This is a genomic window from Paenarthrobacter sp. MSM-2-10-13, assembly GCF_011605365.1.
Classification (GTDB): Bacteria; Actinomycetota; Actinomycetes; order Actinomycetales; family Micrococcaceae; genus Arthrobacter.
This window is the reverse complement of the sequence record NZ_JAAOXO010000004.1, coordinates 63354-85286: the sequence shown is the minus strand read 5'-3', so window position 1 is coordinate 85286 and position 21933 is coordinate 63354. Positions and strand designations below refer to the sequence as shown.

The window sequence follows — 21933 nt, the reverse complement described above, 5'->3', positions numbered from 1 at the left end:
AGTGGCTCCTAGCCGATGCCTGGGATGAGGGAGATAACCAGGTCGAGGAGTTTGATACCGAGGAACGGGGCTATCAACCCGCCCAGCCCGTAGAGCAGCAGGTTCCGGCCGAGTGCCTGGTTGGCGGTGACTGCCCGGTACTTCACGCCGCGAAGCGCCAAGGGAACCAGGGCGATGATGATGAGCGCGTTGAAGATCACCGCAGACAAAATGGCCGACGCCGGACTGGCCAGCCCCATGATGTTCAGCAGTCCAAGGCCCGGGAACGCGGCGGTGAAGAGGGCCGGGACGATTGCGAAGTACTTGGCAACATCGTTGGCGACCGAGAACGTGGTCAGCGCACCACGGGTGATCAGAAGCTGCTTCCCGATGCCCACGATGTTGATCAGCTTGGTAGGGTCCGAGTCGAGGTCCACCATGTTGGCTGCTTCCTTCGCGGCCGGTGTCCCTGAATTCATGGCCACCCCCACGTCCGCTGCCGCCAAGGCCGGGGCATCATTGGTGCCGTCACCTGTCATGGCCACCAAACGCCCTTCACCTTGTTCGCGGCGGATGACGTCCAGTTTGTCCTCGGGCGTGGCTTCGGCCACGAAGTCGTCCACGCCGGCCTCGGCTGCGATTGCCTTGGCTGTCACGGGGTTGTCGCCGGTGATCATCACCGTGCGGATACCCATTTTCCGCAGTTCGGCAAAGCGGGCCTTCATGCCTGGCTTGACCACATCGGCAAGGTGCACGGTTCCCAGAACCCGTGCGCCGCCGTCGTGCGTGTTCTCGGCTACCAGCAGCGGCGTGCCGCCTTGGGCTGAAATTTCCTGCACGCGGAACTGGACTTCGGCTGGAAGGTGGCCGCCGGCGTCGGTGACAAAATTCCCGACGGCGGACGCCGCACCTTTGCGGATGAGGCGCCCGTCCAGATCCAAGCCGCTCATGCGAGTGCTGGCCGTGAACTCCACTATGGCGATCTCCGAGTAACTGCTGCGGAGACCGGCGAGATCGGGTCCGTCTATACCTTTGGTGTCGGCCAGCTCCACAATGGAACGGCCCTCCGGGGTTTCGTCGGCGAGGCTGGACAGCCGGGCGGCGGTGATGAGTTCCTTCATTTCGACGTCGTTGGCCGGGAAGAAGTTGACGGCCCGGCGGTTGCCGTAGGTGATGGTTCCAGTCTTATCCAGCAACAGTGTGGTGATGTCGCCGGCTGTTTCCACCGCCCGTCCCGAGGTGGCCAGGACGTTGTGCTGCACCAGCCGATCCATGCCTGCTATGCCGATTGCCGGGACCAGGGCCCCGATAGTGGTGGGGATGAGGCATACCAGCAGCGCCACCAAGACGATAGGGGACGGCGTTGCATCCGCCAGGGACGCAAAGGGTGCCAAAGCCATGGTGACCACCAGGAACACGATGCTCAGCGAAACGAGGAGGACGTGCAGGGCGATCTCGTTGGGGGTCTTTTGCCGGACAGCCCCTTCAACCAGCTTGATCATCCTGTCAATGAACGTGGCTCCAGGCTCGGCGGTAATGCGCACTACGATCTTGTCAGAGAGGACCTTGGTGCCGCCGGTCACGGAGGATCGGTCGCCACCGGATTCCCTGATGACGGGCGCAGATTCGCCGGTGATGGTGGACTCGTCCACACTGGCCAGGCCCTCAATGATTTCTCCGTCGGAGGGGATCACGTCCCCGGCCTCGCAGATGACAACGTCGTTCAGCTTCAGATCTGTGCCAGGTATTTCCTTGATGGTCCCGTCCTCCAGCCGGAGCCGGGCCATGACGCCTTGGCGGCTCGCGCGGAGGCTGTCCGCCTGAGCCTTCCCGCGTCCCTCGGCGATTGCCTCGGAAAGGGTGCCGAACAGCACCGTGAGCCACAGCCATACCGTCACAGCGACGCTGAAAACGTCAGGCTTCAGGAAGCAGATGGCCGTACAGGCCGCAGCCCCCACCAGCACCACGAACATGACAGGAGAGTGGATCATTTGCCGCGGGTCCAGCTTCCTGAACGCCATGGGAAGTGCTGCCAGAAGCGTGGACGCGTTGAGTTTGGCCGGTGCCTTGCTGTGATGGCCCGGCTGGCCGGGGGCAGGAGCGCCGCTGGAGCTGATGGGTGATTGGGTCTCCGCGGCCGCAGCCGTACTGGAGCTGGTCATTTGATAAGTCCTTCTGCGAGTGGGCCCAGAGCCAGGGCGGGGAAGTAGCTCAAAGCGGTCAGGATCACGGTCACGCCCAGCAGCAACGAGCCGAACAGGGGGCCATGGGTGGGGACTGTCCCGGCGGAGGCAGGGATTTTCCTTTGACGGGCCAGCGAGCCGGCCAAGGCCAGAACCAACGCAATGGGCAGGAACCTGCCCAGGAGCATGGCCAACCCCAGGAGCGTGGACAGGTAGGGGCCGGAGCTGGTGATGCCACCGAAAGCTGAGCCGTTGTTGTTGGCGCCGGAGGTGAAGGCGTAGAGCAGTTCGCTGAATTGATGCGGCCCTGACGCCGGAGCGTTTGCCATTACTTCGGGGAGGAGGGAGGAGATTCCGGCGAGCACCAGTACCAACGTGGGGGTGACCAGGATGTAGAGGGCGGCGAGCTTCATTTCGCGTGGGCCGATCTTCTTCCCCAGGAATTCCGGGGTACGCCCCACCATCAGCCCGGCAATGAACACCGCAATGATGGCCAGAACCAACATTCCGTAGAGTCCGGATCCGGTTCCGCCGGGAGCTACTTCACCCAGCATCATGTTCAGCATTGCGATTCCGCCGGCCAAGGGAGGCAGGGAATCGTGGGCAACGTTAACGGCGCCGGTGGAGGTGAGGGTGGTGGACGCGGCGAAGATGGAGCTCGCTGCCGGTCCCAGCCGTTGTTCGAACCCTTCGCCCAATCCGCCGGCTGCCGCCGTCGCTGTTCCCTGTCCGGAAGACACCGCCCAGCCCATCAACGCGGTGGACGTCAGCCACAGCGTCCCCATCACGGCAGCCACGGTGTAGCCCTGGCGTTGGTCACCCACCATCCGCCCGTACATGTAGGGCAGGGCTGAAGGGATCAGGAGGATGAGGAACACCTGGAACAGGCTGGTGAACACGCTGGGGTTTTCAAAGGGGTGGGCAGAGTTGGCGTTGAAGTATCCGCCACCATTGGTGCCCAGGACTTTGATTGCTTCCTGGGAGGCCACTGGACCGCCGGGAATCAGCTGACTCACGCCGTTGGCCGTGTTGGTGACCTCCGTGGACCAGAAGTTCTGCACGACGCCGCCCATCACCAGGGCGATTGCCGCCACCGTAGCGATGGGCAACAGGATGCGGAACGAGGCCCGGGTAAGGTCCACCCAGAAGTTGCCCAAGCGGTCAGTCGTGGTCCGCGCTATGCCGCGGATCAGGGCTACCACCACCACGATTCCGACGGCGGCGGACAGGAAGTTCTGCACGGCCAGCAGGCACATCTGGACAAAGATGCCCACGGTGGCCTCAGGCACATACGTTTGCCAGTTGGTGTTGGTGACAAAGGAGATAGCGGTGTTCATGGCAACCCACGGGTCCACGCCGGGACGGGAGTTGCTGCCGGGCAGTACGCCTTGGAGGCGCTGCAGAGCGAAGATCACCAGGATGGATATCAGGGAGAAGAGCAGAACGCTGCGCAGATACACAGACCAGCTCTGTTCAGTCCCGGAATCCACCCCGGCCAGGCGGTAGAGGGCCCTTTCAGCTTTGGCGTGCTTGGTACTTGAGAAGACCCGTGCCATGTAAAGGCCCAAGGGTTTGTGCAGCAGTGCCAACACGAGTACCAGCACGGCTATCTGGGTGATGAAGGATGCAGTACTGAAGACCACCCGCCGTCACCACTTTTCCGGGTTGAGCAACACTGCAAGCAGGTACCCTGCAACGGCCAAGCCAAGGACGAACAAGCTCACCCACATGATGGCATCCACGCTCATTGCCCGCTCACCGGGCCATCGCCGTCCACCATCTTGCCCAAAAGGTGGGCCACCCACATCACGATTCCCATGCTCACCACAAGAATCACCACAACAGCCACGTCGGCCACTGGAACGTCCTTTCATCAGAGCCCCTTTCCCGGGGGCTGATGTCAGTCAACTCCTGCAAAAGTGGCGAAAAGGCGTTCCTTACGAATCCTTAATGCGGACGCTGGAAATCTTGACGTGGCCTTAACGGGCGGGCGTTAAGGATTCGTCAAGAAATGCCAGTTTCCTGCCAGCGGCTCCCTCATCGGTGCTAATTTCGGCACGGGTTGTGATGCTGACGGTCTGCCCGGAAAGGGATCCAGTGTTCAAACATCCTTGGGAGCGTGTTTGATGACGCGCGCCCCGGAAAGACTGTCCACAGCCCAACGATCCGTTGTGCGCAGCAACCCGCTTTTGCAGGCACTCGGGCGGGAAGGCGAGCGCCTGAGGGTGTCCTTGCTGCATCCGGTCCGTTCGGTGCCGTTGGCGTTCCTTGCGGTGATCATCATCGGCGCGGGGATCTTGATGCTGCCCATTTCGCGGACAGGCGAGGTGGATGACCTCGTCACCACGGCTTTCTTTACCGCCGTGTCCTCTGTCTGCGTCACTGGCCTGATCACAGTAGACACAGCCACTTTCTGGACCCCTTTCGGGCACGGGGTGATTCTGATGCTCATCCAGGTAGGTGGTTTCGGGATCATGTCGCTGGCTAGCCTGTTGGCCTTGTTCGTGCGAAAGACCATCGGCCTGCGCGGCCAGCTTGTGGCGCAGTCGGAAACCCACACCCTGAACTTCGGGGACGTTAAGGCTGTGCTGTTCAGGGTGGTGAAGATTATGGCCGCCTTTGAGGCCGTCACTGCACTGATCCTGACGGTCCGCTTCTGGATTGCCTATGACGACAGTCCCGGAACAGCCCTATGGCACGGCGTATTCCATGCAGTCTCCGCGTTCAACAACGCAGGGTTCGCGCTCTACAGCGACAACCTCATTGGCTTCGCGGAGGACCCTTGGATCATCGTTCCCATTTGCGCGGCCATCATTGCCGGGGGACTCGGTTTCCCGGTGATCATCCAGTTATTCAGAAATCCCTTCAACGTCAAGAACTGGACCATTCACCTTCGCCTGACCATCTTCGGCTATGTGCTGCTGTTTATTGCAGGCATCGTACTCTTCGGTGCCTTTGAGTGGAACCGTCCGGAGACGCTAGGTCCTTTGAGCTTTGGCGGCAAGATTCTGGCGGCGCTTGGGGGAGGGGTGTTTCCCCGGACAGCAGGATTCAACAGCATTGACTACGGGGCAGCCACTCCCGAAACCCTCATGGTCACCAACATCCTGATGTTCATTGGCGGTGGCAGCGCAGGAACGGCCGGCGGAATCAAGATCACCACCTTCCTGGTGTTGGGGTTTGCCATCTGGAACGAAATTCGGGGACGCGAGCACGTCACCATCGCACACCGGTCCATTAGTTCTTCCACCCAACGCCAGGCTCTCACCGTGGCCCTGCTGGGTGTGGGAGTGGTGATCCTTGGGACGCTGTTGCTCCTCATGTCCACCGACTACAGCCTGGAGAAAGTGCTTTTCGAGACCATCTCGGCGTTCGGAACCGTAGGGCTGAGCACGGGCATTACCTACAACCTGCCTCCCACCGCCGAATGGGTGCTGATGGCGTTGATGTTTGCCGGCCGTATAGGAACCGTCACGGTTGCCTCAGCCATCGCCTTGGCATCCCGGCCAAGGCTTTTCCAGCTACCCGAAGAGCGGCCCATCATCGGCTGATAATTTCAGCCGGTCTGTTCCCGGGTTGTATCAATCCGTAGTGCGTTTTCAGCCGCGGGATTTCAAGGAAAACGGGCTCCCACAGCAAGTAGCCAGCTCTCGGATACGGCAGAAAGTCGAGTACCCACTACTCGTGCCCGGTGAGTACCCCATGGACTTAACTGATCTCAGCGGCTCATGAACTACCTCCAATAAACCCCCAATAGTTGGCGGTTGTACGAACCGCAGGCCGGGGCCGGACACACAGTACGCAGGTACAGGTGTCCGGCCCCGCCGCCGTGAAGGTGCCCGGGCAAGAGGGGGGACCTGCCCGGGCGGTCTGAAGGGACGTGGCTAATTAGGCCGTCGTGGCAGAGTTCTGCTGTGCGCTCCACGCTGCATAGCTGCCGTCCAGCTCAACTACGTCGTATCCGGCACGGCGCAGGGCGCTGGCCGCCACGGAGTTCCGGACACCTGACTGGCAGTACGTCACAAGGGTTCCCTCGGTGGGAAGCTCGTCCAGATGCCACATGACCCGCCCACCGCTTAGCTGGTAGGAGCCGGGAATATTCCCGGCCACGTGTTCGCTGCGGTTGCGAACGTCCAGCACCAAAGCGGCGTCAAAACCCTGCAACTCTTCGGGCTGGATCAGCTTTGGCGTCACCAGGGGAAGCCCTGCAATGCTGGTGATGTAACCTGCCACGTTGTCGATGCCAACCCGTACCAAATGGTCCCACATGTCCATGGCCTGCTCCCGGTCCCGCGCTAGAAGTACCAAGGGGTTCTTGTCGGTCTCCGGGTTCACAACCCAAGCGCCGTAGCTGGCCACGGATTTGCCGGCCGGAACGTTCAGGGAACGGTCCACCGTGCGTTCGTGGACCTCACGGTGGGAACGGGTGTCAATGAACGTGAGAGTGTCCTCGGCCAGACCAGCGGCAACCATGTCTACCGTCAGTTCGGCCAGAGGCGTCCGCTCACACATCACCACTGGGCCCTCACGGTTTTCCCGCTTCATCCGCCCAAAGTAGGCGTGCGCGTCGGGCTGCCCGTCCAGAAGCTCGTTGATGAAACCCTGCTCGTCGTTGGCGGCAAGGTAAGGGCCCCACCAGGCGTACAGCCGCTCGTAGCCAACGGTGGAAGACGGGATTGCACCCAGGGCCTTGCCGCAGGCACTCCCGGCACCATGGGCCGGGTGGACCTGGACATAGTCCGGCAGGGTGAGGAACTTATCCCGAAGGCTCGCGAACAGCTGCTTTGCACCTTCAAAGCGGGTGTCCACACCCCCGGCTGCCTCGTCCAGCAGGTCCGGTCGGCCCAGGTCACCGGAGAAGACAAAGTCGCCCGAGAGCAGGTAGCCGGGCTGGTCGCTGAATGCGCCGTCGGTGACCAGGAAGGACAAGTGTTCAGGTGTGTGGCCTGGGGTGTGCACGGCCTGGATGCTGATGTTGCCGATGGTGATCTTGTGGCCGTCGTAGAGGCGCTCGCCGTCGAACTTGTACTGCCAGTCCGGGCCGCCTTCGCCGGAGACGTAGATCGTTGCGCCGGTGGCGGCGGCCAGTTCACGGGTGCCGGACAGATAGTCAGCGTGGATGTGGGTTTCTGTGACGGCAACAATCTTCATGCCGTTCTTTTCAGCCAGTTGCTGGTAGACCGCGATGTCTCGGCGGCCGTCCACAACAACGGCCTCTCCCTTGGCTTGGCAGCCGATCAGATAGCTGGCTTGGGCGAGGTCTTCGTCGTAAATACGCTCAATAAGCATGATGTTCGCTCCCTTGATGAATAGGTCCAGTTGAATAGGCCCAGTTGTTTGGGGCCGGTTGCTTGTATCGGGTTGCTTGGGTCAGGCAGTGACTGTGCCGGCGGTGACCCATGCCGCGACGGCGAAGATGAGTACCGCAAATGAGATGCGGATGTGCTTGTCATGCAGGTGACGGGCAAGGCGGGCTGCTGCAAGGGATCCCAGGATGGCCGGGACCGCGAATGCCAGGGTGGTGGCCCAGTCAATGGTGTAGCCGGCTGCGTGGGCGCTGAACCCGGCGGCAGAGTTGATCACGATAATTGCCAGGGACGTTCCTACTGCCTGTTTCATGCGCAGGCCAAGAAGGATGGTCAGTGCGGGAGTGATCAGGAAACCTCCTCCAACACCCAGCAATCCGGTGAGGAACCCCACCAGCAGGCCCACTCCTACGGCTTTCGGAACGCAGGATCGGAGTGCGCGGTGTGGGCCCGTGCTGCAGGACCCCTCGGATTCGCGGGTTTTCATCAGCATCCGAATGCCTGCAGCCACCATGATCACGGCAAAGGCGAGCATCAGGATGTTGGGATCAAGCAGTCTGCCCACGGCCGCACCGGCCCAGGCTGCCGGTATGCCGGCTGTTCCAACCAATGCGATCACGGGCCAGTTCAGGCCAGCACGGACCCGGGGTAAAAGAGCGGCGAGGGAGGACACGCCCACTACCAGGAGCGACGTCGGAATAGCCTGTGAGGGGGTCATGCCCACCCCGTACACCAGGGCCGGCACTGCGATGATGGACCCGCCACCGCCTACTACACCCAGGACAACGCCGACCACTAGCCCCAGGCCCAGGGCTGAAATCATGCTGCGGCACCCCCAGGGGATACCAGGGGTAGCTGAAGGATTGCGCTTTCGCGGGTGGGTTCTTTGGCGGCTTTGTTCCACGGCATGGCTGAAAGAGCCTTACCCATGGCGCAGGTATTGGTGGCGGCGGAGAAGGTCAGCCCGGCTCCAATGGCGCCAGCGAGTAGGCGGACCTTGGGAGAGATGAGTTTGCCTCCGGCCAGGCCTAGGACCACCAGGGATCCTGCGGTGAGGCGGACCTGGCGCTCGAGGTCCCAGCGGTTCTTGCCCCTGACCACGTCCCCGCCAACTGCGGCGAAACCGGGAGCTCCGCCGGTTAGGACGTACGCACCTTCCAGGCCGGCCTTGCCCAGGCGCTGCCGGGCTTGCTCGGCGCGTGCTCCTGACTGGCAGACCAGAACCACCCTGGAGCCCAAGCGGGTGGCCAGCTCGTCTGTGTGTTCTGAGAGCAGCGGGAGGGGCACGTTGTAGGAGCCGCGGATATGCATCGCCTCAAACTCAGCCGCGGAGCGAACATCGATCACCATGAGGTCCTGGTGCTGATGGATCCAGGTCCGAAGGGTCTCCGGGGCGAGGGCGGTAATGGCTTGCGTCGTGGGAGGGGGAGTCATTTTTGGCCTCTCGGAAGGGGATAGGTGGATACCCCACCGAGTATTGCATATACCCCCGGGGGTAATCAAAACACCCTAGGGGGTATAGGATCGAGGTTAGGATCCTGATCATTGGAGAAGTACGTGGAACTCAATCCCTCAGAACTGACCCCCGTCATCAATCGCCTCAAGCGCGCGCAAGGCCAGTTGGCCGCTGTCACCCGCATGCTGGAAGAAGGCCGTGACTGCAAGGACGTAGTGACGCAGCTGGCGGCAGTGTCCAAGGCGTTGGACCGGGCAGGGTTCGCCATCATCGCCACGGGGCTGGAACAGTGCATTGTCCAGAAGGACGCAACCATGGACAAGAAGGAGCTGGAGAAGCTCTTCCTCTCCCTCGCCTGACCCTTGCGATGGGTCGAAGCAGATGCGGACACGCCGGCCCCTAGCCAAACCCCGCATGCCAGGCAATCGAACAGCCGTGGTTAGCCGTCGCCCGCGCCCAACTGCAAGCGCCCGCGCTGAGTGAGGTCAGTCGTCCTCGGTAGAAGCTGAAGGTGCATGAGGGGCGAGTAGGAGGATCAGCTCGTCAATTTCATGTGCTGATGTACTGGGATGTCGGAAGTGTTGGTGGGGTTCCAGGGTGTAGTGGGTGCGGCGTCCCACTCGGCTGCGGTGAAGATACCCCTCGTTTTCGAGGTCCTTGAGTATTTGAAGGGCTGCACGTGGTGTGATCCCAACACGTTCAGCTATTTCCGTGACCCTGATCCCGGGGTCTGTGGCAACGGAAAGCAGGACGTGTCCGTGGTTCGTCAGGAAGGTCCAGCTATGCCGTTTCCGCGGAGGCGGGGGCGGAGGCGGCATAGCTGGCAACGCTTCCTTCGAGCTCATTGGGAGCGACGCATGTGTAGTGTGCGTTCGCAGATGCCCCGCCGGCGTTTCCGTGACTGATAAGGACACATGGCCCGGTGCGGGTAGACGCTCATTTCTTGTCTCCTTCGCTCACTGAGGGGCGGCGTTCCCCGCTGTCCTGAGGCTGCTCCTGTGGTGTGTGCTGTTTCTTCGCCCAGCTGTTTGGCCAGAGTGGTTCCAGTGCTTCGAGTTCTTGGGGTGTGGCTGTCCCGAAGGGCGGTTTTGCTGGCGCGGGGAGTTCTTTGCGGCCTTGTCCCCGGGTAGCCCAGAGGCTCATGCCGATGGATACGCCCAAGATGGTGGCGATGACGGCGAGGGAAATGGGGGTGGGGATGTAGTAGATGTCGATTTTGAGGAGCATCTTGATGCCCACCCAGATGAGGACGAGTGCGAGACCAATTTTGAGGTAGATGAAGCGGTGGATCAGGTCCGCGAGGAGGAAGTACATGGCTCTGAGGCCGAGGATCGCGAAGGCGTTGGCGGTGAAGACGAGGAAGACTTCGTCAGTGACGGCGAAGATCGCCGGGATGGAGTCCACGGCGAAGATGATGTCGGTGAATTCGACCAGGGCCAGGACTGCTAGCAACGGGGTGGCAAGAAGGACGCCGTTCTTCCGGATGAGGAATCTTTGGCCGTGGAAGTCATTGGTCATGGGGACCTTTTTCCTGAACAGCGCCAGGGTTTTGGATTTTTCGGGGTCGAGGTGTTCGTTGCGGTGCCGGATCATGCGGTAGCCGGTGATGAGGAGGAAGGCTGCGAACAGGTAGAGCACCCATCCGGCGCTGGCGATGATGGCTGATCCTGCTGCGATGAAGATGCCGCGGAAAATGAGAGCCCCCAGCACGCCGAAGAACAGCACGCGGTGCTGGTACTCGCGGGGGACGGCGAAGTAGGTGAAGATGATGGCCCAGATGAATACGTTGTCCACGGCGAGGGACTTCTCTATCAGGTATCCGGCGAAGTACTGCTGACCGTATTCGGCTCCGTAGAGTTGCCACACGAGCGCGCCGAAACCAACTCCAAAGGCAACCCACACCGCTGACCATAGGGCTGCTTCCCGGACGCCGATTACGTGGGCTTTGCGGTGGGCGAATAAGTCCACGGCGAGCATCAGAACAATAACGCCGAGAACGGCTAGCCATGCCCATAGGGGAACATTCATGAGGAAACCTCTTCCAGTCGGTGAACCAACTGGAGGTCTTTCCCAGCCACTTTCGAGAAATGGCCTGTCCCGCCGGGCCGTACACGGACGGCCGGATTGACGACGGAACATTTGGGGGATACTCCCCTCCGTGGAAATAGTGAACCATGCTTCACCTATTGAGGCAACAGGGCCAGCCTTTCTCGTGCAGGGCATTAGGGCTGTCCTGCAAGCTCTGTAGCGAGGAGTCCAGGGCATGGTGATCCCTGCGCTATTTCGTGACTGACGACTCCCGTACTACCAAGGTGGGATTCACATATATGCGTTGAGTGGGTCGTCCGGGACCCTCTTCCAGGCGTGCCAGCAGCATCTCCACTGCGAGGCGCCCCACGTGTTGCTTGGCCGGTCGAACGGCAGTGAGCGGGGGCTCTCCCAGATGTGAGCCTTCATCGCCGTACGCAACCACCGCTACGTCGTCGGGGATCGCTATGCCGTGGCGGGAACAAAACTGGGCGAAGTCAACAGCGTGAGGGTCTGAGTGGATGATCAGGGCGGTGATTCCAGCGCCAAGGATCTTGTCGGATACAAGTTTCAGCACGTGTTCCCGGTGTGGGGCGTCAAAGCTCACCGTTTCGTGCACCAGATCGGTGCCGTTCGGAATCCCCAGCTCTGCGCAGGCCGCCGCCCAACCACGCAGGATGTGACCTGCGGTGGGGGACTCCCGGCTGATGAGTATTCCAATCTTTGTATGGCCTTGAGAGCGTAGGTGCCGCACAGCAATTTCCGTTCCGTGCCGATGATCGGTGGCTACGATGTCGGCACCGCCACCCACCAGATGGGACGGCGTGAAACGCTCCATGAGTACGTGTGGTTCAGAAAGACCGCCAATCCAACGCAGCAAATCAGGGCCACCTGGGCCTGAGGTGGTCGGCGCCAGTAAGAGTCCATGAACCTTTCCAGGCTCAATCAGTTTTTCTATCTGGCGACGGTTGTCCGGCCCGTCATAGGCTGAGCCTCTCACCACAACTGCAGTCTTCTTGGCTGTTGCCGTGGCGCGAACTCCCCTGATGATTCCGGGCCAAAAATACTCCAGCGATGGCACGACAATCCCCAGCTTGTACTTGGACTGGTTATTTGTCGGGGGCCAATCATCTTCATTGGCGGTGCTCACAAGAACGGCACCACCATGGACCCTGCTCAGGAGCCCACGCCGCGCCAGCACCTCGATATCCCGCCGGACGGTCATCTGACTTACCGAGAGGCGAGTGGCTATGTCCCCGACGCCAATCGATCCTTCCCTGCGCAGCTCGTTCATGACGAATTCATACCGCTGTTCCGCAAAACGTGTGTCTGGTGCCATCGTGATCCTCATTCGAGCCGGCTTGGATATGCCGGGGTTTCTGGGGGACAGGGCTCCCGGGGTGGTGGCAGTCTACCCGCAGGTGGCGCTGCTGACAGGTCAAGAATGCCGCGCGGAGGACGCTGCGGATGTCAGCGCTGCTTAAGGAACGTTTGTTTGCCTTTGTGTGAGTGTGTGCTAATTGGTTCGTTTCCGTGGGCTGTGGGGCAAGTCACATGTTTGACTGCGTCGTGACCGCGGAACGAATGCGGTATTACTCAAAGGGGAGAAGTTTTGGCTATGACAAATTCACGCAATGAGCCCAATCCGCTGGAACAGCTCCGCGGCCCCGGCCGCAGAGACGTCCTGCGACTGATGGGGATCGGCGCAGCGGTGGGAGCGGTTGGCTTCACCATCCAGGAGGGCGGCATCGTTGCCAGGCCCGCAAGCGCCGTAGCGGGACGGAGCATCTACGTCCGGGCCGGGGCAGGAACAGGCCCTACCCAGGATGGCACCACACCGGAAAAGGCCTTCGGGACACTGCAGGCGGCGTCGAACATCACCACACCCGGTGACACTGTGCTGATCATGAACGGGACTTACATTGACAACGGCACCCCGGGGAACAGTGGGACTTTGAACATCACGCGCTCCGGACAAGATGGTCTTCCGATCACCTACGCTGCGTACCCGGGGCATACGCCCGTCATCACGGTGACGCGGGAGTCCTGGGCCGGCATCAGGATCACGGGAGCGGACTACATCACCATCGAGGGCCTCACCCTTGCAGGTTTGAACGCCGAACTCACTTATGCCGATGCGTACGCTGCACGTTTGCAGGCAACCCCCACATACAATGCCAGCGGCATCAGCATCCAGCTTGCGCAGGGGGATACCAGCACGGTTGGTTCCCACCACATCATCGTGCGCAACAACGTCATTCATAGCTGGCCCGGGGGTGGTGTTGCTGCTATCAAGGCCGACTACCTGACGGTGAACCAGAACACCATCTATAACAATGCCTGGTACTCCATCTTCGCCAACAGTGGCGTCTCCACCCTGGTGCCTTCCAACTTCAACACAAACACGGGGACGCGGAATTTCTTTACGAGGAATTTGGTCTACGGCAACAAGTCCACCATTCCGTGGCGGAATACCGGCAAGATTTCGGACGGAAATGGCATCATTGTCGATTCCACGCTGGGACTGGAGTCCGGTGGTGTCCGCTACCAGGGCAGGACTTTGGTGGCCAATAACGTGGTTCTCAACAACGGCGGTTCGGGCATCCACGCCTACAAGGCCAACAACGTGGACATCATCAACAACACCGGCTACTTCAACGCCGCAGGCTCCACCCTGAATTATGGAAACATCGGGGCCTGGGAAAGCCAGGACTGCAACGTCCTGAACAATGTCTCCTACGTGCGGACCGGCAAGTCCACCAACTCCAAGTACAACAACGTGAATGTCCGGTATGACTACAACACGTACTTCAACGGAGCTGCCCCGGAGGTGTTGGGGCCGCAGGACGAGGTAGCGGATCCCCTGTTCTACTACCCTTCCACGGTTGGGGCGGATTCTGACTTCCGGATTAAGTCCGGTTCGCCGGCTGTCGGCAGTGGCACCACCCAACTCGCGCCCAGCATTGACTTCACCGGAGTAACCCGTCCGGCCGGGGGAGTGGACAGGGGAGCGTACCGGTTCGGCGCCGCCACCAAAGGCTACTAAGCTGCGAACCTTCCCTGTGCGTCCGGTTGAGCACAGGGAAGGTCCGGGTCCCTGGGCTCTGCTTCCCCCAGAGACGGACGCTGTTGCTGTTGGTGGCTTTGAAAGACCCGGAATGGCTGATGCTGCACAACCGGCGAGCCGCGAGCGTACGCTGGGGTCATGGAGTCCGGGGTCAGGACCGTCGCTTTGAGCACCGGGATCAGTGTGCCCTGTTTCGTACAAGGGAACCTTGAGCAAATAGCCGACGACGGCGGCGCACCGCTGCTGCTATTGCATGCGTGGGGTGAATCCCGGCGGAGTTTCGGTCGTCTCATTGCCTCGCTTCCGACGTTTGTGCTTCTGGCGCCCGATCTACGAGGTCATGGTGAGGCGGACAAGCCCGAAAGCGGTTATGCGTTGTCCGAAATAGTTATGGACGTAGTTGCCCTGATGGATGCTTTGGACGTCAAACATGCGCATGTCCTGGGCTCGTCCAGCGGGGGATACGTGTCACAGCAACTCGCTGCCACTCATCCGGATCTTGTAGTTTCCCTGATCTTGGTAGGCGCACCACTGAGCCTGCATGGGAAGCCACCATTTGCTGACGACGTAGAGGGGCTGGAAGATCCGATCTCAGAGGACTGGGTTCGGGAGTCTTTGTCCTGGTACAGACTGCTGCATGCCGTTTCGGCCTCCTACATCGAAGACCGGGTAAAAGACGGACTCGCTATGCCGGCATCAATTTGGAAAGCTTCGTTGCGCGGATTCTATGAGGCGGTTCCTCCGACGGAGACCGGCCACATTTCCGTCCCCACACTCATGCTCTGGGGCGCCCACGACCACTTGGTGCCGCGGCAGCACCAAGAAACCTTGGCTAGACGCATCAACGGTGCACGATTGAAGGTCTACGAGGATACCGGTCACCTGGTGCTGTGGGAGTGTCCTGAGCGCGTGGCGCAGGATGTGACTAGCTTCCTGGGCGAGCTGCCCAAGCGCCCGTAACTATGCGGACTCGGCTATGCCACGCGAGAAGTAGCGACCACTAAAGAGTCGTTGTTACCGCCGGAATTACAAGATTTCACTTGTCCGTGCAATGACGAGGCAACCAGTGTGGTTCTCTATGACCATGACATCCTCCAAAAGGCCGGCGCCGCCGCCTGACAAATCGGCGACGTCTGGTGGGCCCCTCTCAGCGGACTGAACGAAACTGGAGTGGGCTGGATGGTGGGAGGCTGGCGGGTCGTCGTCGGTTACGTCGTGCTTTCGCCGGTTCTAGTCGTGCCGCTTTCCGGAGGCGGAGGCGGTCCCTTGGGATTCCTTTTGCTTTGGGTTCCATTCCCGCGCTGACAATGGTGCTCACGTCCTTGGCCGGGCTGCCCGTGCGCCGCATCCCCAGAATTCTGCCATGGTGGATCCGCCGCGGCGAGATCGCGCTGCTCGGTGTGGTTCTTAGAGTCGGGCTGACCCTGTATAGCTACGTCATGGGAATACGCGCTATCTTCAGCACGAGACAGCATGTCCACGAATCAGGGCTGTAGATTCTCCGAGCTCAGGCCCCCGGTTTTGGACTCTCTCCTTGCGCAGGACGTCTGAGCCCCGCAGTGAAAAGGGTCGACCGACAATGGCCATGCCTTGAAGAAGATGCAGATGCTGACCAGCCGAAACTCCCTCACGGCCGCAACGTGAACGAGAGGGGACAAATCAAGTGCGACTTCGAGCGTGCCATGGGCGGGTCTCCCGAAGGATGGCTGGAACTGCGCCACCGCCAAGCCTTGAGCATCACCGAAGACGCCGTGGATTCCTCCCGGGGGAGCCCACCTCCACCGCACGGACGCGGGCAGATCGCGGAAGAAGTCAGTCAGTCGGAGGCTGGGCGGGGACGGGTAGCTAGAGGTTCCCTACAGGATTGATGAATAAAGAATGACAACGGAGATGACTTTGTGACGGGAAGATTCTGCGGCCAGGCGCTTACTTGATGCCGCATTCGACATTTGGACTCACGAGCCCGGACTCGCTTAGTTCGGCAAGTAGGTTGTCCGCGATGAGCCGATGCCCTGACGCAGTTGGATGCTGGCCGTCATTATCTGCCAGATCCTCGTCCTTGCGAACCCAAGTAGAGGAATCTACATAAGTCACCCCAGCCTCCTTCGCAGCGGCGGCGAGAATGTCCCTATTGTTAGTAATCTTGGCTGGCAAGGGGTCGACGGCCCAGAACGGACCCATAATCACGATCTTGGCTTCGGGCAGCCGGGACTTATAAGTCGCAATAGTCTCTAGTGTCCTGCTTTTGACATATTCGGGCTGCCACTCGGTATAGGCAGCATCGTTGAATGCCGTGGCGAAGATGATGATGTCTGGCTTCTTCGTGGCCACTGTCTCAACGCGCGCTGAGAAGTCGAATGGCTGCTGATTTTGACCAGGCTGCGCGAAACCGGACCCTCCGACTGCGGACACGAAGGGCTGATAGTTGATGCAGGCAGCTGCGCGCCGGTGCCAGTAGTCCGGTTTGTCCAACGAGAATGAATCGCCAAGTACGGCCATAATTTTCATGGGCTGGGGCGAAGGCTTGTCTTTAGACTGCGCAAGATACTCGGCAACCTGTGCAGACACCGGAGGCTGCGATTGGATCGCGACTGAGGTCGAGTAAAATGGAATTGATGCGGCCCCCACGGCAAGAGCAGCTCCAAGACTAAAGGCGGCCAGCTTGAGGTGGCGGCGAGTGAGGCGGCTAGAGGCCACGATTTCCCCCAAGAATTCATTGTCAAGTCACGCTGTAGTACGCAAACCGCATCCAGCATAAGCGGCTTGAAGTCAAAAGGTTGCATCGCACTCGTCGAGTTCAGGTCCCCTAGACAAAAGTTACAGACGTTGTAAACGGCTGATAAGTAGGACCGTGATCCAATACTGCTGGTTCATTGCCTTATGTTGCAACTAAGGTAGCCGAGTTCTACCGACCTTGCCCACCTGCCGTACTTTCCTCTTCAGGATGCGAGCTCCTCCACCAGCTGACCGACCATTCCTGAAGCAGGGGCGGGTCAACTACGATTCGAGAGCGTGGCTACTGCGACCACAACTATTGTCGGCGCTGCGGTTAGAAACCGATGTTCGATGTGAGCACTTCACTTTTGGCCAGTTCTACTTGGGTTTAGGCCTATGCGGCAAGTCGTTTTCTGTCTCTTCAAGGTGTTTACGTAACTGATAACCTGAGTCCATCGACGCAGCAACCGGACTGTCTGGCAGAGCGTGCCGCCACGATCATCATGCGGCTACTTTCCAGTTGCATCCCCAAACTTGTGAATCACCTTGAAATGTCGAGGGCAGTTCTCGGGAGGCTGCCTCTTCCCGAGTAAGGGGGAGTGTGTACTCCGGACGAGTGTCATCAAAACTTCGGGGATTGTTGACTCAGTTAGGCTATCCGAGTGGCTACTAGGCCTCAGTACACGATGTTTCGTGATAATGAGGGGGTGTTTAGGAGGTTCGAAACAGGGCCCAGGCACTCATGGTTACAGCTGCAACAGCCAATAGCGCTAGTAGGACGTACTGTTTGAAATTTCGGGGTAACCGCAAGTGTGATGCGGGCATATCCACTTCAATATGCCATCTGCCTCTCCGCCAGTGCCGCCCCATAGTCTCTACAAATACCACAAGCGGCGTTTCTTAAGTGCATGGATGACAAAAATGCGGGTGGATAGCCAGCTTAGTCAGCTGGCTATCCACCCGCAAAGGTTCAGATCACGGACTATGCAGAAGCCTCGGTGCCTTTTGCCCGGCGTCGAGCAACGACAACAGATGCGGTGCCCGCGGCCAGCGCGCCTGCGCCCACAAGGGACCACAGAATGAGGCTTGAGTCAGCGCCGGTGTTGGCGAGCGGGACGCCGCCGGTATTGGCCAAGTCCGTCCCCGTGCCGGCGGCAGAGTTTCCACCCGTGTTCGATAGGGCAGCACCGCCGACGACTACAGTGACAGGACCAACAGTCACTCCGGACGAGTTGCCGGTAGCCGTCAAGGTGTAGGCACCAGGTTCATTAATGACGATCGGAGTGGAGAATGCACCGTTGCCATCAGCGGTCGCGCTCAATGTGGACGGTGCCAGCGGAATGCGACTAGAAACGGCAAGGCTGCCAGCAGAAATGCTGCCAGCGCGTGCTGCAGGAGTACCAGTCGGAGTCACCGTGATCGTAATGCCTTCTCCCGGGATGAAGCCTGTTCCGCTAAAAACAAAAGCTTCACCCGGTGCAACTGAGGCGTCGGATACGGCAACGCTGGTATTGGGTGCCGGATAGTTGGCATTGTTAGCTACGGCTGGTACTGCGCCGAGAAGTGCGATGGAACCTGCAAGCGTAAGTGCTGCGAGAGATTTCCTCATGTGTGTCCCCCCTGAGACCTAAAGTGGTTACGACGTGGTGGTTGGAGATTTCCGAGACCCTACGTAAACGTAAGCGAAATCTCAGTGTGCTGCCCACCTAGAACTTACCATTCAAAGTGCACGGACAGCAAAGAAAAACTAGACCCGTTACAAAGGATTAATGCGTTCACCCTAACTTATTCGCATGAAGCCTTGATTGTGGCTTGGATCACATCGCTTACTGGCTGGGTTGTGGGCGTGACTACGATTTCCGGTGTCGAGTGCTGAACGATATGGCCAAAGTTGAACTCTAAAGAAGTGCTTTCGCCGGGGGCCAAGCGGATCGTGGACGTTCCTACTGCTCGGTTGCTGTGCCTCTGAGCGGCGAACGCCACCTTCTTTCCGTCTTTGACAACAGTGTCAATATTCGATTGAACAGGACCGTAGACGACAATATTTGTCTGCACGGAGCCTGGCGGCACACCGTAGGCTCCAGCTCCTGTGACGTACTCAGGCAGAGACGTCGGGGCGTCAACCGGGGCGGTATTGGTGCTCGTGACTTTCACTGTGACTTCCCTGTATCCATCACGAGTGCAGTCTTTGACTACTTTTATTGAGCGCTTTACCCAGTAGTCCATTTTCGCGCCTGTTCCGTCGTTGAAGTAGATGCCGAACTGGGCCGGTGCTACTGCTGCGCCAGCGATCCTTCCGCCCAGTGGGTACCGGTCTATTGCCGTCTGCTCTTCGGGAGCGCTGGACCAAAGAAGTATGCGCCGTTCCTCGACGCCTTTTGCGAGCGAAGTAAGGAGCTTTTTGGGATCGGCTTTCCCTGACGACAAAGCACCAAAAACTTCCTTCGCGGCGCCCGCAAAGTAGACGTCTTGGAGCTTCGGTTCTTCGATCACTTTGTACGCATCCGATAGGAGAGTTTGGACTACGTTCCCGCCAGTTAGTGCGGTCGGCAAGCCCGCTCCAGCCTGCTGGACCAAGGGGTCCGAAATATTAACGGGACCGGTGGCCTCAAGTATGAAGCTAAGCGCAACGGGATCAAGGGAGAGCACACCATCTACCCGTTCGCCGGTTCGCTCCTCCCACATGGCTTGGGCAGTGGCCGCGCTTGTGGCGAAGTCAGGAGTGAGGTTCACATCCTGCATGAAGCGTCCAATGCGGGGCGAGAATATTGCCTGCTGCTCTGCATCAACGGTTAGGGGCGGGACGAAGCTCCCTAGGGCTGTTGCGCTGGTTTGGGAGGCCAGGTTCATGGAGCCTTTATCAATGGCTAGGACGGCCAACGCGCCGGGAATACCACCTGTCGCTCTAGACTCCGCGTTATTCTGCATGAGAAGTAGATATCGTCGTGGAGTGTCGGCCCCCATCATCGCGGGTGCGATTCTTGCCGCGTCGGCTGCAACGTCGAGATTATCACCAAGGCCCGCAAGCTCCGTTCGTGCTTCCACCAGGGCGCTTGAGATGGACGGTAGCAGGCCTTGCGTGTCGATTTCATTCAAGCGATTAGATGATTCGCGAACTGCGTGAGCAGCTGCATCGACTTGTGGAGCCGCAGCTTTAAGGGGTTCAAGATCCATACCAGAGGGGGATGGTGCCAGCGTCGCCCAGTTGAGTGAGTGAAAGGCGTTCACCAAAGGAGCCGCCCCGAGGCGAGCTACATCATCCGCGGACCGTGCAACTTCAGTGGCCGTCTGCACGTTGGGGCCGAGCCACGGCACTGCTGTGGCTGCAGTCCATACTGGGTCGTCAGCAGCGTCGCGAGCTGCCCCAGTGTGTCGGATTAGGTCTTCAACAGTTTGGGCTGCCCCTTCCGCATCGTTTGCGGCTATTTGAGCCTTTAGGTTTGGCACTAGGCGTGTGGCACTCTGCAGTTCCGAGTTAATGGTCGTTGCTATTGAGCTCATCCATGCTGCTGCTCCGAGCAGAACAATAGCTGCCGCCGCAGTGAAGATGCCGATGATTTTAATGCGCTTCCGCAGGATGCGCGTGGAGCGAACTGGAGTGCTGCCAGATCTCGATGACATTGCTGCTATAGCCTCATTCAGTTTTCTTGATCGGTCAGTGTGCGTGCCGCTCTCAAAACGCTCAGTAGGCGCCGCTGCTTTGAAACACCGCCCTTACCGTGCGGAGAATTATGACTAGATCGCCGGCCAAGGACCAGTTTTCCACATAATAAAGGTCGAGCCGAACTGAATCCTGCCAAGAGAGGTTTGAACGGCCGCTAACTTGCCAAAGACCAGTGAGCCCTGGTTTTACCAAAAGCCTTCTCCGAACGTCGTGCTCATACTCAGCGACTTCGCGAGGCAGTGGTGGACGCGGTCCCACGAGGCTCATCGAGCCAGCAAGTATGTTGAATAGCTGCGGAAGTTCGTCCAAGCTGTACTTCCGGAGGATACCCCCAATACGCGTGATTCGGGGGTCATCTTTGATCTTGAATAGAAGGCCTTTACCTTCGTTCCGGTGTTCAAGTTCTGAGAGTCGGGCTTCGGCATCAACGACCATGGATCGGAATTTTAGCATTTGAAAATGCTTACCTTCCTTGCCAACTCGAGCCTGCTTAAAGAGGATCGGCCCTTTGCTTCCAACCTTCACTAAACCGGCGATTATCAACATCAGGGGAAGGGTGCAGATGATCAATAAGCCGGAGACCAGGACATCAAACAAGCGCTTTGCAACGCGTTGCCCACCTTCGAGGGTCGGTGTGGTCACGTGAATTAGCGGCAACCCAGCAACTTGCTGTGTATGGATACGGGGCCCTGCGATATCAGTCAAGGCCGGAGCCATGATCAACCCGACGTTACGTGCGGCCAGCTCCCAGCCAAGGTGCCTAATTGTCTGGGGATGTAACTGCACACCAGCGGAGACAGCAACCGCATCGGCTTGGCATTCATCGATTGCTTCTAGAACGGCCCGTGTGTCCGTTCCACTTCCCAATATGGGCAACCCGGAGATGGGTTCGATAGGTGGTTGATCTCGCGCGCCTGGCGTGAAGGCCGCAACGGGAAGGTATCCGGCGTGTTTGGCGCTGTGAAGCGACTTGGCTAGGTGCGCAACGGAACTCGGTCCGCCCAGAAGGAGTAGCCGTGACATGCTGCTGCCCTTTTGTCGAGCAACGCTTAGGTGCTGGCGAAGCAGCCATCGGGCGAGAAGGAGTCCTAGCAGGCCAACTGGCAATGCTATGCCAACGTAACCTCGTGCGGTCTCGATGCGAAAGACGTACGAGAATATTGCAATCAGTCCGAATAGCCAGAGGGAGGCGGCAGCAACCCTCTTGTATTCATCCGGTCCAGCGCCGAGGATCCGACTCTGGCGAGTGTTCCAAGCTCCCAGCATGAGCCACCAGGCGATGGCTAACGCTACTGATAGCCAGACGTAGTTCGGCTCCTGTGACGTCACCAGAAAGCTCGGTTCGAGACCAAAACGAATGACATAGGCACCTGAAACAGCCCAGACTATGACGAAAGCATCGGCAAACCTGAGAAGACGCGATGATCGTGGTCGCCAATCAGATCCGGTCCCCAATGTGCAATCCCCAATTGTAGGCATGTGTTCGTGTAGGGAGAACCCCGTCGTAAGGATACATGGGCCTAGACAAGCATTCG

19 protein-coding genes are annotated in these 21933 nt (G+C 59.5%); 6 read left to right on the top strand and 13 right to left on the bottom strand.

Annotated elements, in window-relative coordinates; translation table 11 throughout:
- Positions 1-8: 8 nt before the first annotated feature.
- From kdpB to HAV21_RS10985, 3 genes are read right to left on the bottom strand one after another with little or no spacing between them, the layout of a single operon-like run.
- Positions 9-2141, bottom strand: coding sequence for a potassium-transporting ATPase subunit KdpB (kdpB, locus tag HAV21_RS10995; RefSeq protein WP_166841726.1), 2133 nt, complete (start codon positions 2139-2141; stop codon positions 9-11).
- Positions 2138-3805 (bottom strand): potassium-transporting ATPase subunit KdpA, encoded by a 1668-nt coding sequence (gene kdpA / locus HAV21_RS10990; protein WP_166841725.1) that lies wholly within the window; start codon positions 3803-3805, stop codon positions 2138-2140. The genes kdpB and kdpA overlap by 4 nt, the downstream gene beginning before the upstream one ends.
- Before the next feature lie 6 nt (positions 3806-3811).
- On the bottom strand, positions 3812-3910 hold the full coding sequence (locus tag HAV21_RS10985; protein WP_166841724.1) for a potassium-transporting ATPase subunit F: 99 nt from the start codon (positions 3908-3910) through the stop codon (positions 3812-3814).
- Positions 3911-4288: 378 nt separating this feature from the next.
- Here HAV21_RS10985 and HAV21_RS10980 point away from each other — a divergent pair, with 378 nt between their 5' ends.
- Positions 4289-5713, top strand: a complete 1425-nt coding sequence (locus HAV21_RS10980) for a potassium transporter TrkG (RefSeq protein WP_166841723.1) — start codon at positions 4289-4291, stop codon at positions 5711-5713.
- 337 nt (positions 5714-6050) lie between these two features.
- Here HAV21_RS10980 and HAV21_RS10975 read toward each other — a convergent pair whose 3' ends face one another.
- The 3 genes from HAV21_RS10975 to HAV21_RS10965 form a co-directional block, all read right to left on the bottom strand.
- Complete coding sequence (locus tag HAV21_RS10975; RefSeq protein ID WP_166841722.1) at positions 6051-7451, bottom strand: MBL fold metallo-hydrolase; 1401 nt, start codon at positions 7449-7451, stop codon at positions 6051-6053.
- 81 nt (positions 7452-7532) lie between these two features.
- Positions 7533-8291 (bottom strand): sulfite exporter TauE/SafE family protein, encoded by a 759-nt coding sequence (locus HAV21_RS10970; RefSeq protein ID WP_166841721.1) that lies wholly within the window; start codon positions 8289-8291, stop codon positions 7533-7535.
- Positions 8288-8902: a rhodanese-like domain-containing protein gene (locus HAV21_RS10965; protein ID WP_166841720.1), complete on the bottom strand. Its 615-nt coding sequence runs from the start codon at positions 8900-8902 to the stop codon at positions 8288-8290. Before HAV21_RS10965 ends, HAV21_RS10970 begins: the two co-directional genes overlap by 4 nt.
- A gap of 123 nt (positions 8903-9025) precedes the next feature.
- Here HAV21_RS10965 and HAV21_RS10960 point away from each other — a divergent pair, with 123 nt between their 5' ends.
- Positions 9026-9283 carry a metal-sensitive transcriptional regulator gene (locus HAV21_RS10960; protein WP_017200146.1) on the top strand — a complete coding sequence of 86 codons (258 nt, stop codon included), beginning with the start codon at positions 9026-9028 and terminating at the stop codon, positions 9281-9283.
- A 126-nt stretch (positions 9284-9409) separates the two neighbouring features.
- On the opposite strand, the gene HAV21_RS10955 is transcribed toward HAV21_RS10960, so the two are convergent.
- The 3 genes from HAV21_RS10955 to HAV21_RS10945 form a co-directional block, all read right to left on the bottom strand.
- Complete coding sequence (locus HAV21_RS10955; RefSeq protein WP_243753242.1) at positions 9410-9742, bottom strand: winged helix-turn-helix domain-containing protein; 333 nt, start codon at positions 9740-9742, stop codon at positions 9410-9412.
- 118 nt (positions 9743-9860) lie between these two features.
- A complete protein-coding gene (locus HAV21_RS10950) occupies positions 9861-10952 on the bottom strand; it encodes a TerC family protein (RefSeq protein ID WP_243753241.1) in 1092 nt (363 codons plus the stop codon).
- A 250-nt stretch (positions 10953-11202) separates the two neighbouring features.
- Complete coding sequence (locus tag HAV21_RS10945) at positions 11203-12291, bottom strand: substrate-binding domain-containing protein (protein WP_166841718.1); 1089 nt, start codon at positions 12289-12291, stop codon at positions 11203-11205.
- A 1-nt stretch (position 12292) separates the two neighbouring features.
- Here HAV21_RS10945 and HAV21_RS10940 point away from each other — a divergent pair, with 1 nt between their 5' ends.
- The 4 genes from HAV21_RS10940 (at position 12293) to HAV21_RS10925 (ending at position 15515) form a co-directional block, all read left to right on the top strand.
- The gene (locus HAV21_RS10940; RefSeq protein WP_166841717.1) at positions 12293-12436 is read left to right on the top strand and encodes a hypothetical protein; all 144 of its coding nucleotides are present in this window, start codon (positions 12293-12295) and stop codon (positions 12434-12436) included.
- A gap of 134 nt (positions 12437-12570) precedes the next feature.
- The gene (locus tag HAV21_RS10935; protein ID WP_166841716.1) at positions 12571-13998 is read left to right on the top strand and encodes a right-handed parallel beta-helix repeat-containing protein; all 1428 of its coding nucleotides are present in this window, start codon (positions 12571-12573) and stop codon (positions 13996-13998) included.
- A 159-nt stretch (positions 13999-14157) separates the two neighbouring features.
- On the top strand, positions 14158-14979 hold the full coding sequence (locus HAV21_RS10930) for an alpha/beta hydrolase (protein ID WP_166841715.1): 822 nt from the start codon (positions 14158-14160) through the stop codon (positions 14977-14979).
- A gap of 323 nt (positions 14980-15302) precedes the next feature.
- Complete coding sequence (locus tag HAV21_RS10925) at positions 15303-15515, top strand: hypothetical protein (protein ID WP_166841714.1); 213 nt, start codon at positions 15303-15305, stop codon at positions 15513-15515.
- A 430-nt stretch (positions 15516-15945) separates the two neighbouring features.
- Here the strand turns inward: HAV21_RS10925 and HAV21_RS10920 are convergent, their stop codons facing one another.
- The 4 genes from HAV21_RS10920 to HAV21_RS10905 all read right to left on the bottom strand — a co-directional run bounded on the left by HAV21_RS10920 (position 15946) and on the right by HAV21_RS10905 (position 21853).
- On the bottom strand, positions 15946-16728 hold the full coding sequence (locus tag HAV21_RS10920) for an SGNH/GDSL hydrolase family protein (protein WP_166841713.1): 783 nt from the start codon (positions 16726-16728) through the stop codon (positions 15946-15948).
- 988 nt (positions 16729-17716) lie between these two features.
- Positions 17717-18343, bottom strand: coding sequence for an LPXTG cell wall anchor domain-containing protein (locus HAV21_RS10915; protein ID WP_166841712.1), 627 nt, complete (start codon positions 18341-18343; stop codon positions 17717-17719).
- 176 nt (positions 18344-18519) lie between these two features.
- On the bottom strand, positions 18520-19830 hold the full coding sequence (locus HAV21_RS10910; RefSeq protein ID WP_243753240.1) for a DUF4012 domain-containing protein: 1311 nt from the start codon (positions 19828-19830) through the stop codon (positions 18520-18522).
- Positions 19831-20416: 586 nt separating this feature from the next.
- The gene (locus HAV21_RS10905; protein WP_243753239.1) at positions 20417-21853 is read right to left on the bottom strand and encodes a sugar transferase; all 1437 of its coding nucleotides are present in this window, start codon (positions 21851-21853) and stop codon (positions 20417-20419) included.
- Positions 21854-21933: the final 80 nt, after the last annotated feature.

What these genes read in the sequence shown, in the direction of transcription:
- kdpB (WP_166841726.1), bottom strand. Translation starts at nt 2,141, where the DNA reads ATGACCAGCTCCAGTACGGCTGCGGCCGCGGAGACCCAATCACCCATC.
- HAV21_RS10985 (WP_166841724.1), bottom strand. Translation starts at nt 3,910, where the DNA reads ATGAGCGTGGATGCCATCATGTGGGTGAGCTTGTTCGTCCTTGGCTTG.
- HAV21_RS10980 (WP_166841723.1), top strand. Translation starts at nt 4,289, where the DNA reads ATGACGCGCGCCCCGGAAAGACTGTCCACAGCCCAACGATCCGTTGTG.
- HAV21_RS10975 (WP_166841722.1), bottom strand. Translation starts at nt 7,451, where the DNA reads ATGCTTATTGAGCGTATTTACGACGAAGACCTCGCCCAAGCCAGCTAT.
- HAV21_RS10970 (WP_166841721.1), bottom strand. Translation starts at nt 8,291, where the DNA reads ATGATTTCAGCCCTGGGCCTGGGGCTAGTGGTCGGCGTTGTCCTGGGT.
- HAV21_RS10965 (WP_166841720.1), bottom strand. Translation starts at nt 8,902, where the DNA reads ATGACTCCCCCTCCCACGACGCAAGCCATTACCGCCCTCGCCCCGGAG.
- HAV21_RS10955 (WP_243753242.1), bottom strand. Translation starts at nt 9,742, where the DNA reads ATGCCGCCTCCGCCCCCGCCTCCGCGGAAACGGCATAGCTGGACCTTC.
- HAV21_RS10950 (WP_243753241.1), bottom strand. Translation starts at nt 10,952, where the DNA reads ATGAATGTTCCCCTATGGGCATGGCTAGCCGTTCTCGGCGTTATTGTT.
- HAV21_RS10945 (WP_166841718.1), bottom strand. Translation starts at nt 12,291, where the DNA reads ATGGCACCAGACACACGTTTTGCGGAACAGCGGTATGAATTCGTCATG.
- HAV21_RS10935 (WP_166841716.1), top strand. Translation starts at nt 12,571, where the DNA reads ATGACAAATTCACGCAATGAGCCCAATCCGCTGGAACAGCTCCGCGGC.
- HAV21_RS10930 (WP_166841715.1), top strand. Translation starts at nt 14,158, where the DNA reads ATGGAGTCCGGGGTCAGGACCGTCGCTTTGAGCACCGGGATCAGTGTG.
- HAV21_RS10915 (WP_166841712.1), bottom strand. Translation starts at nt 18,343, where the DNA reads ATGAGGAAATCTCTCGCAGCACTTACGCTTGCAGGTTCCATCGCACTT.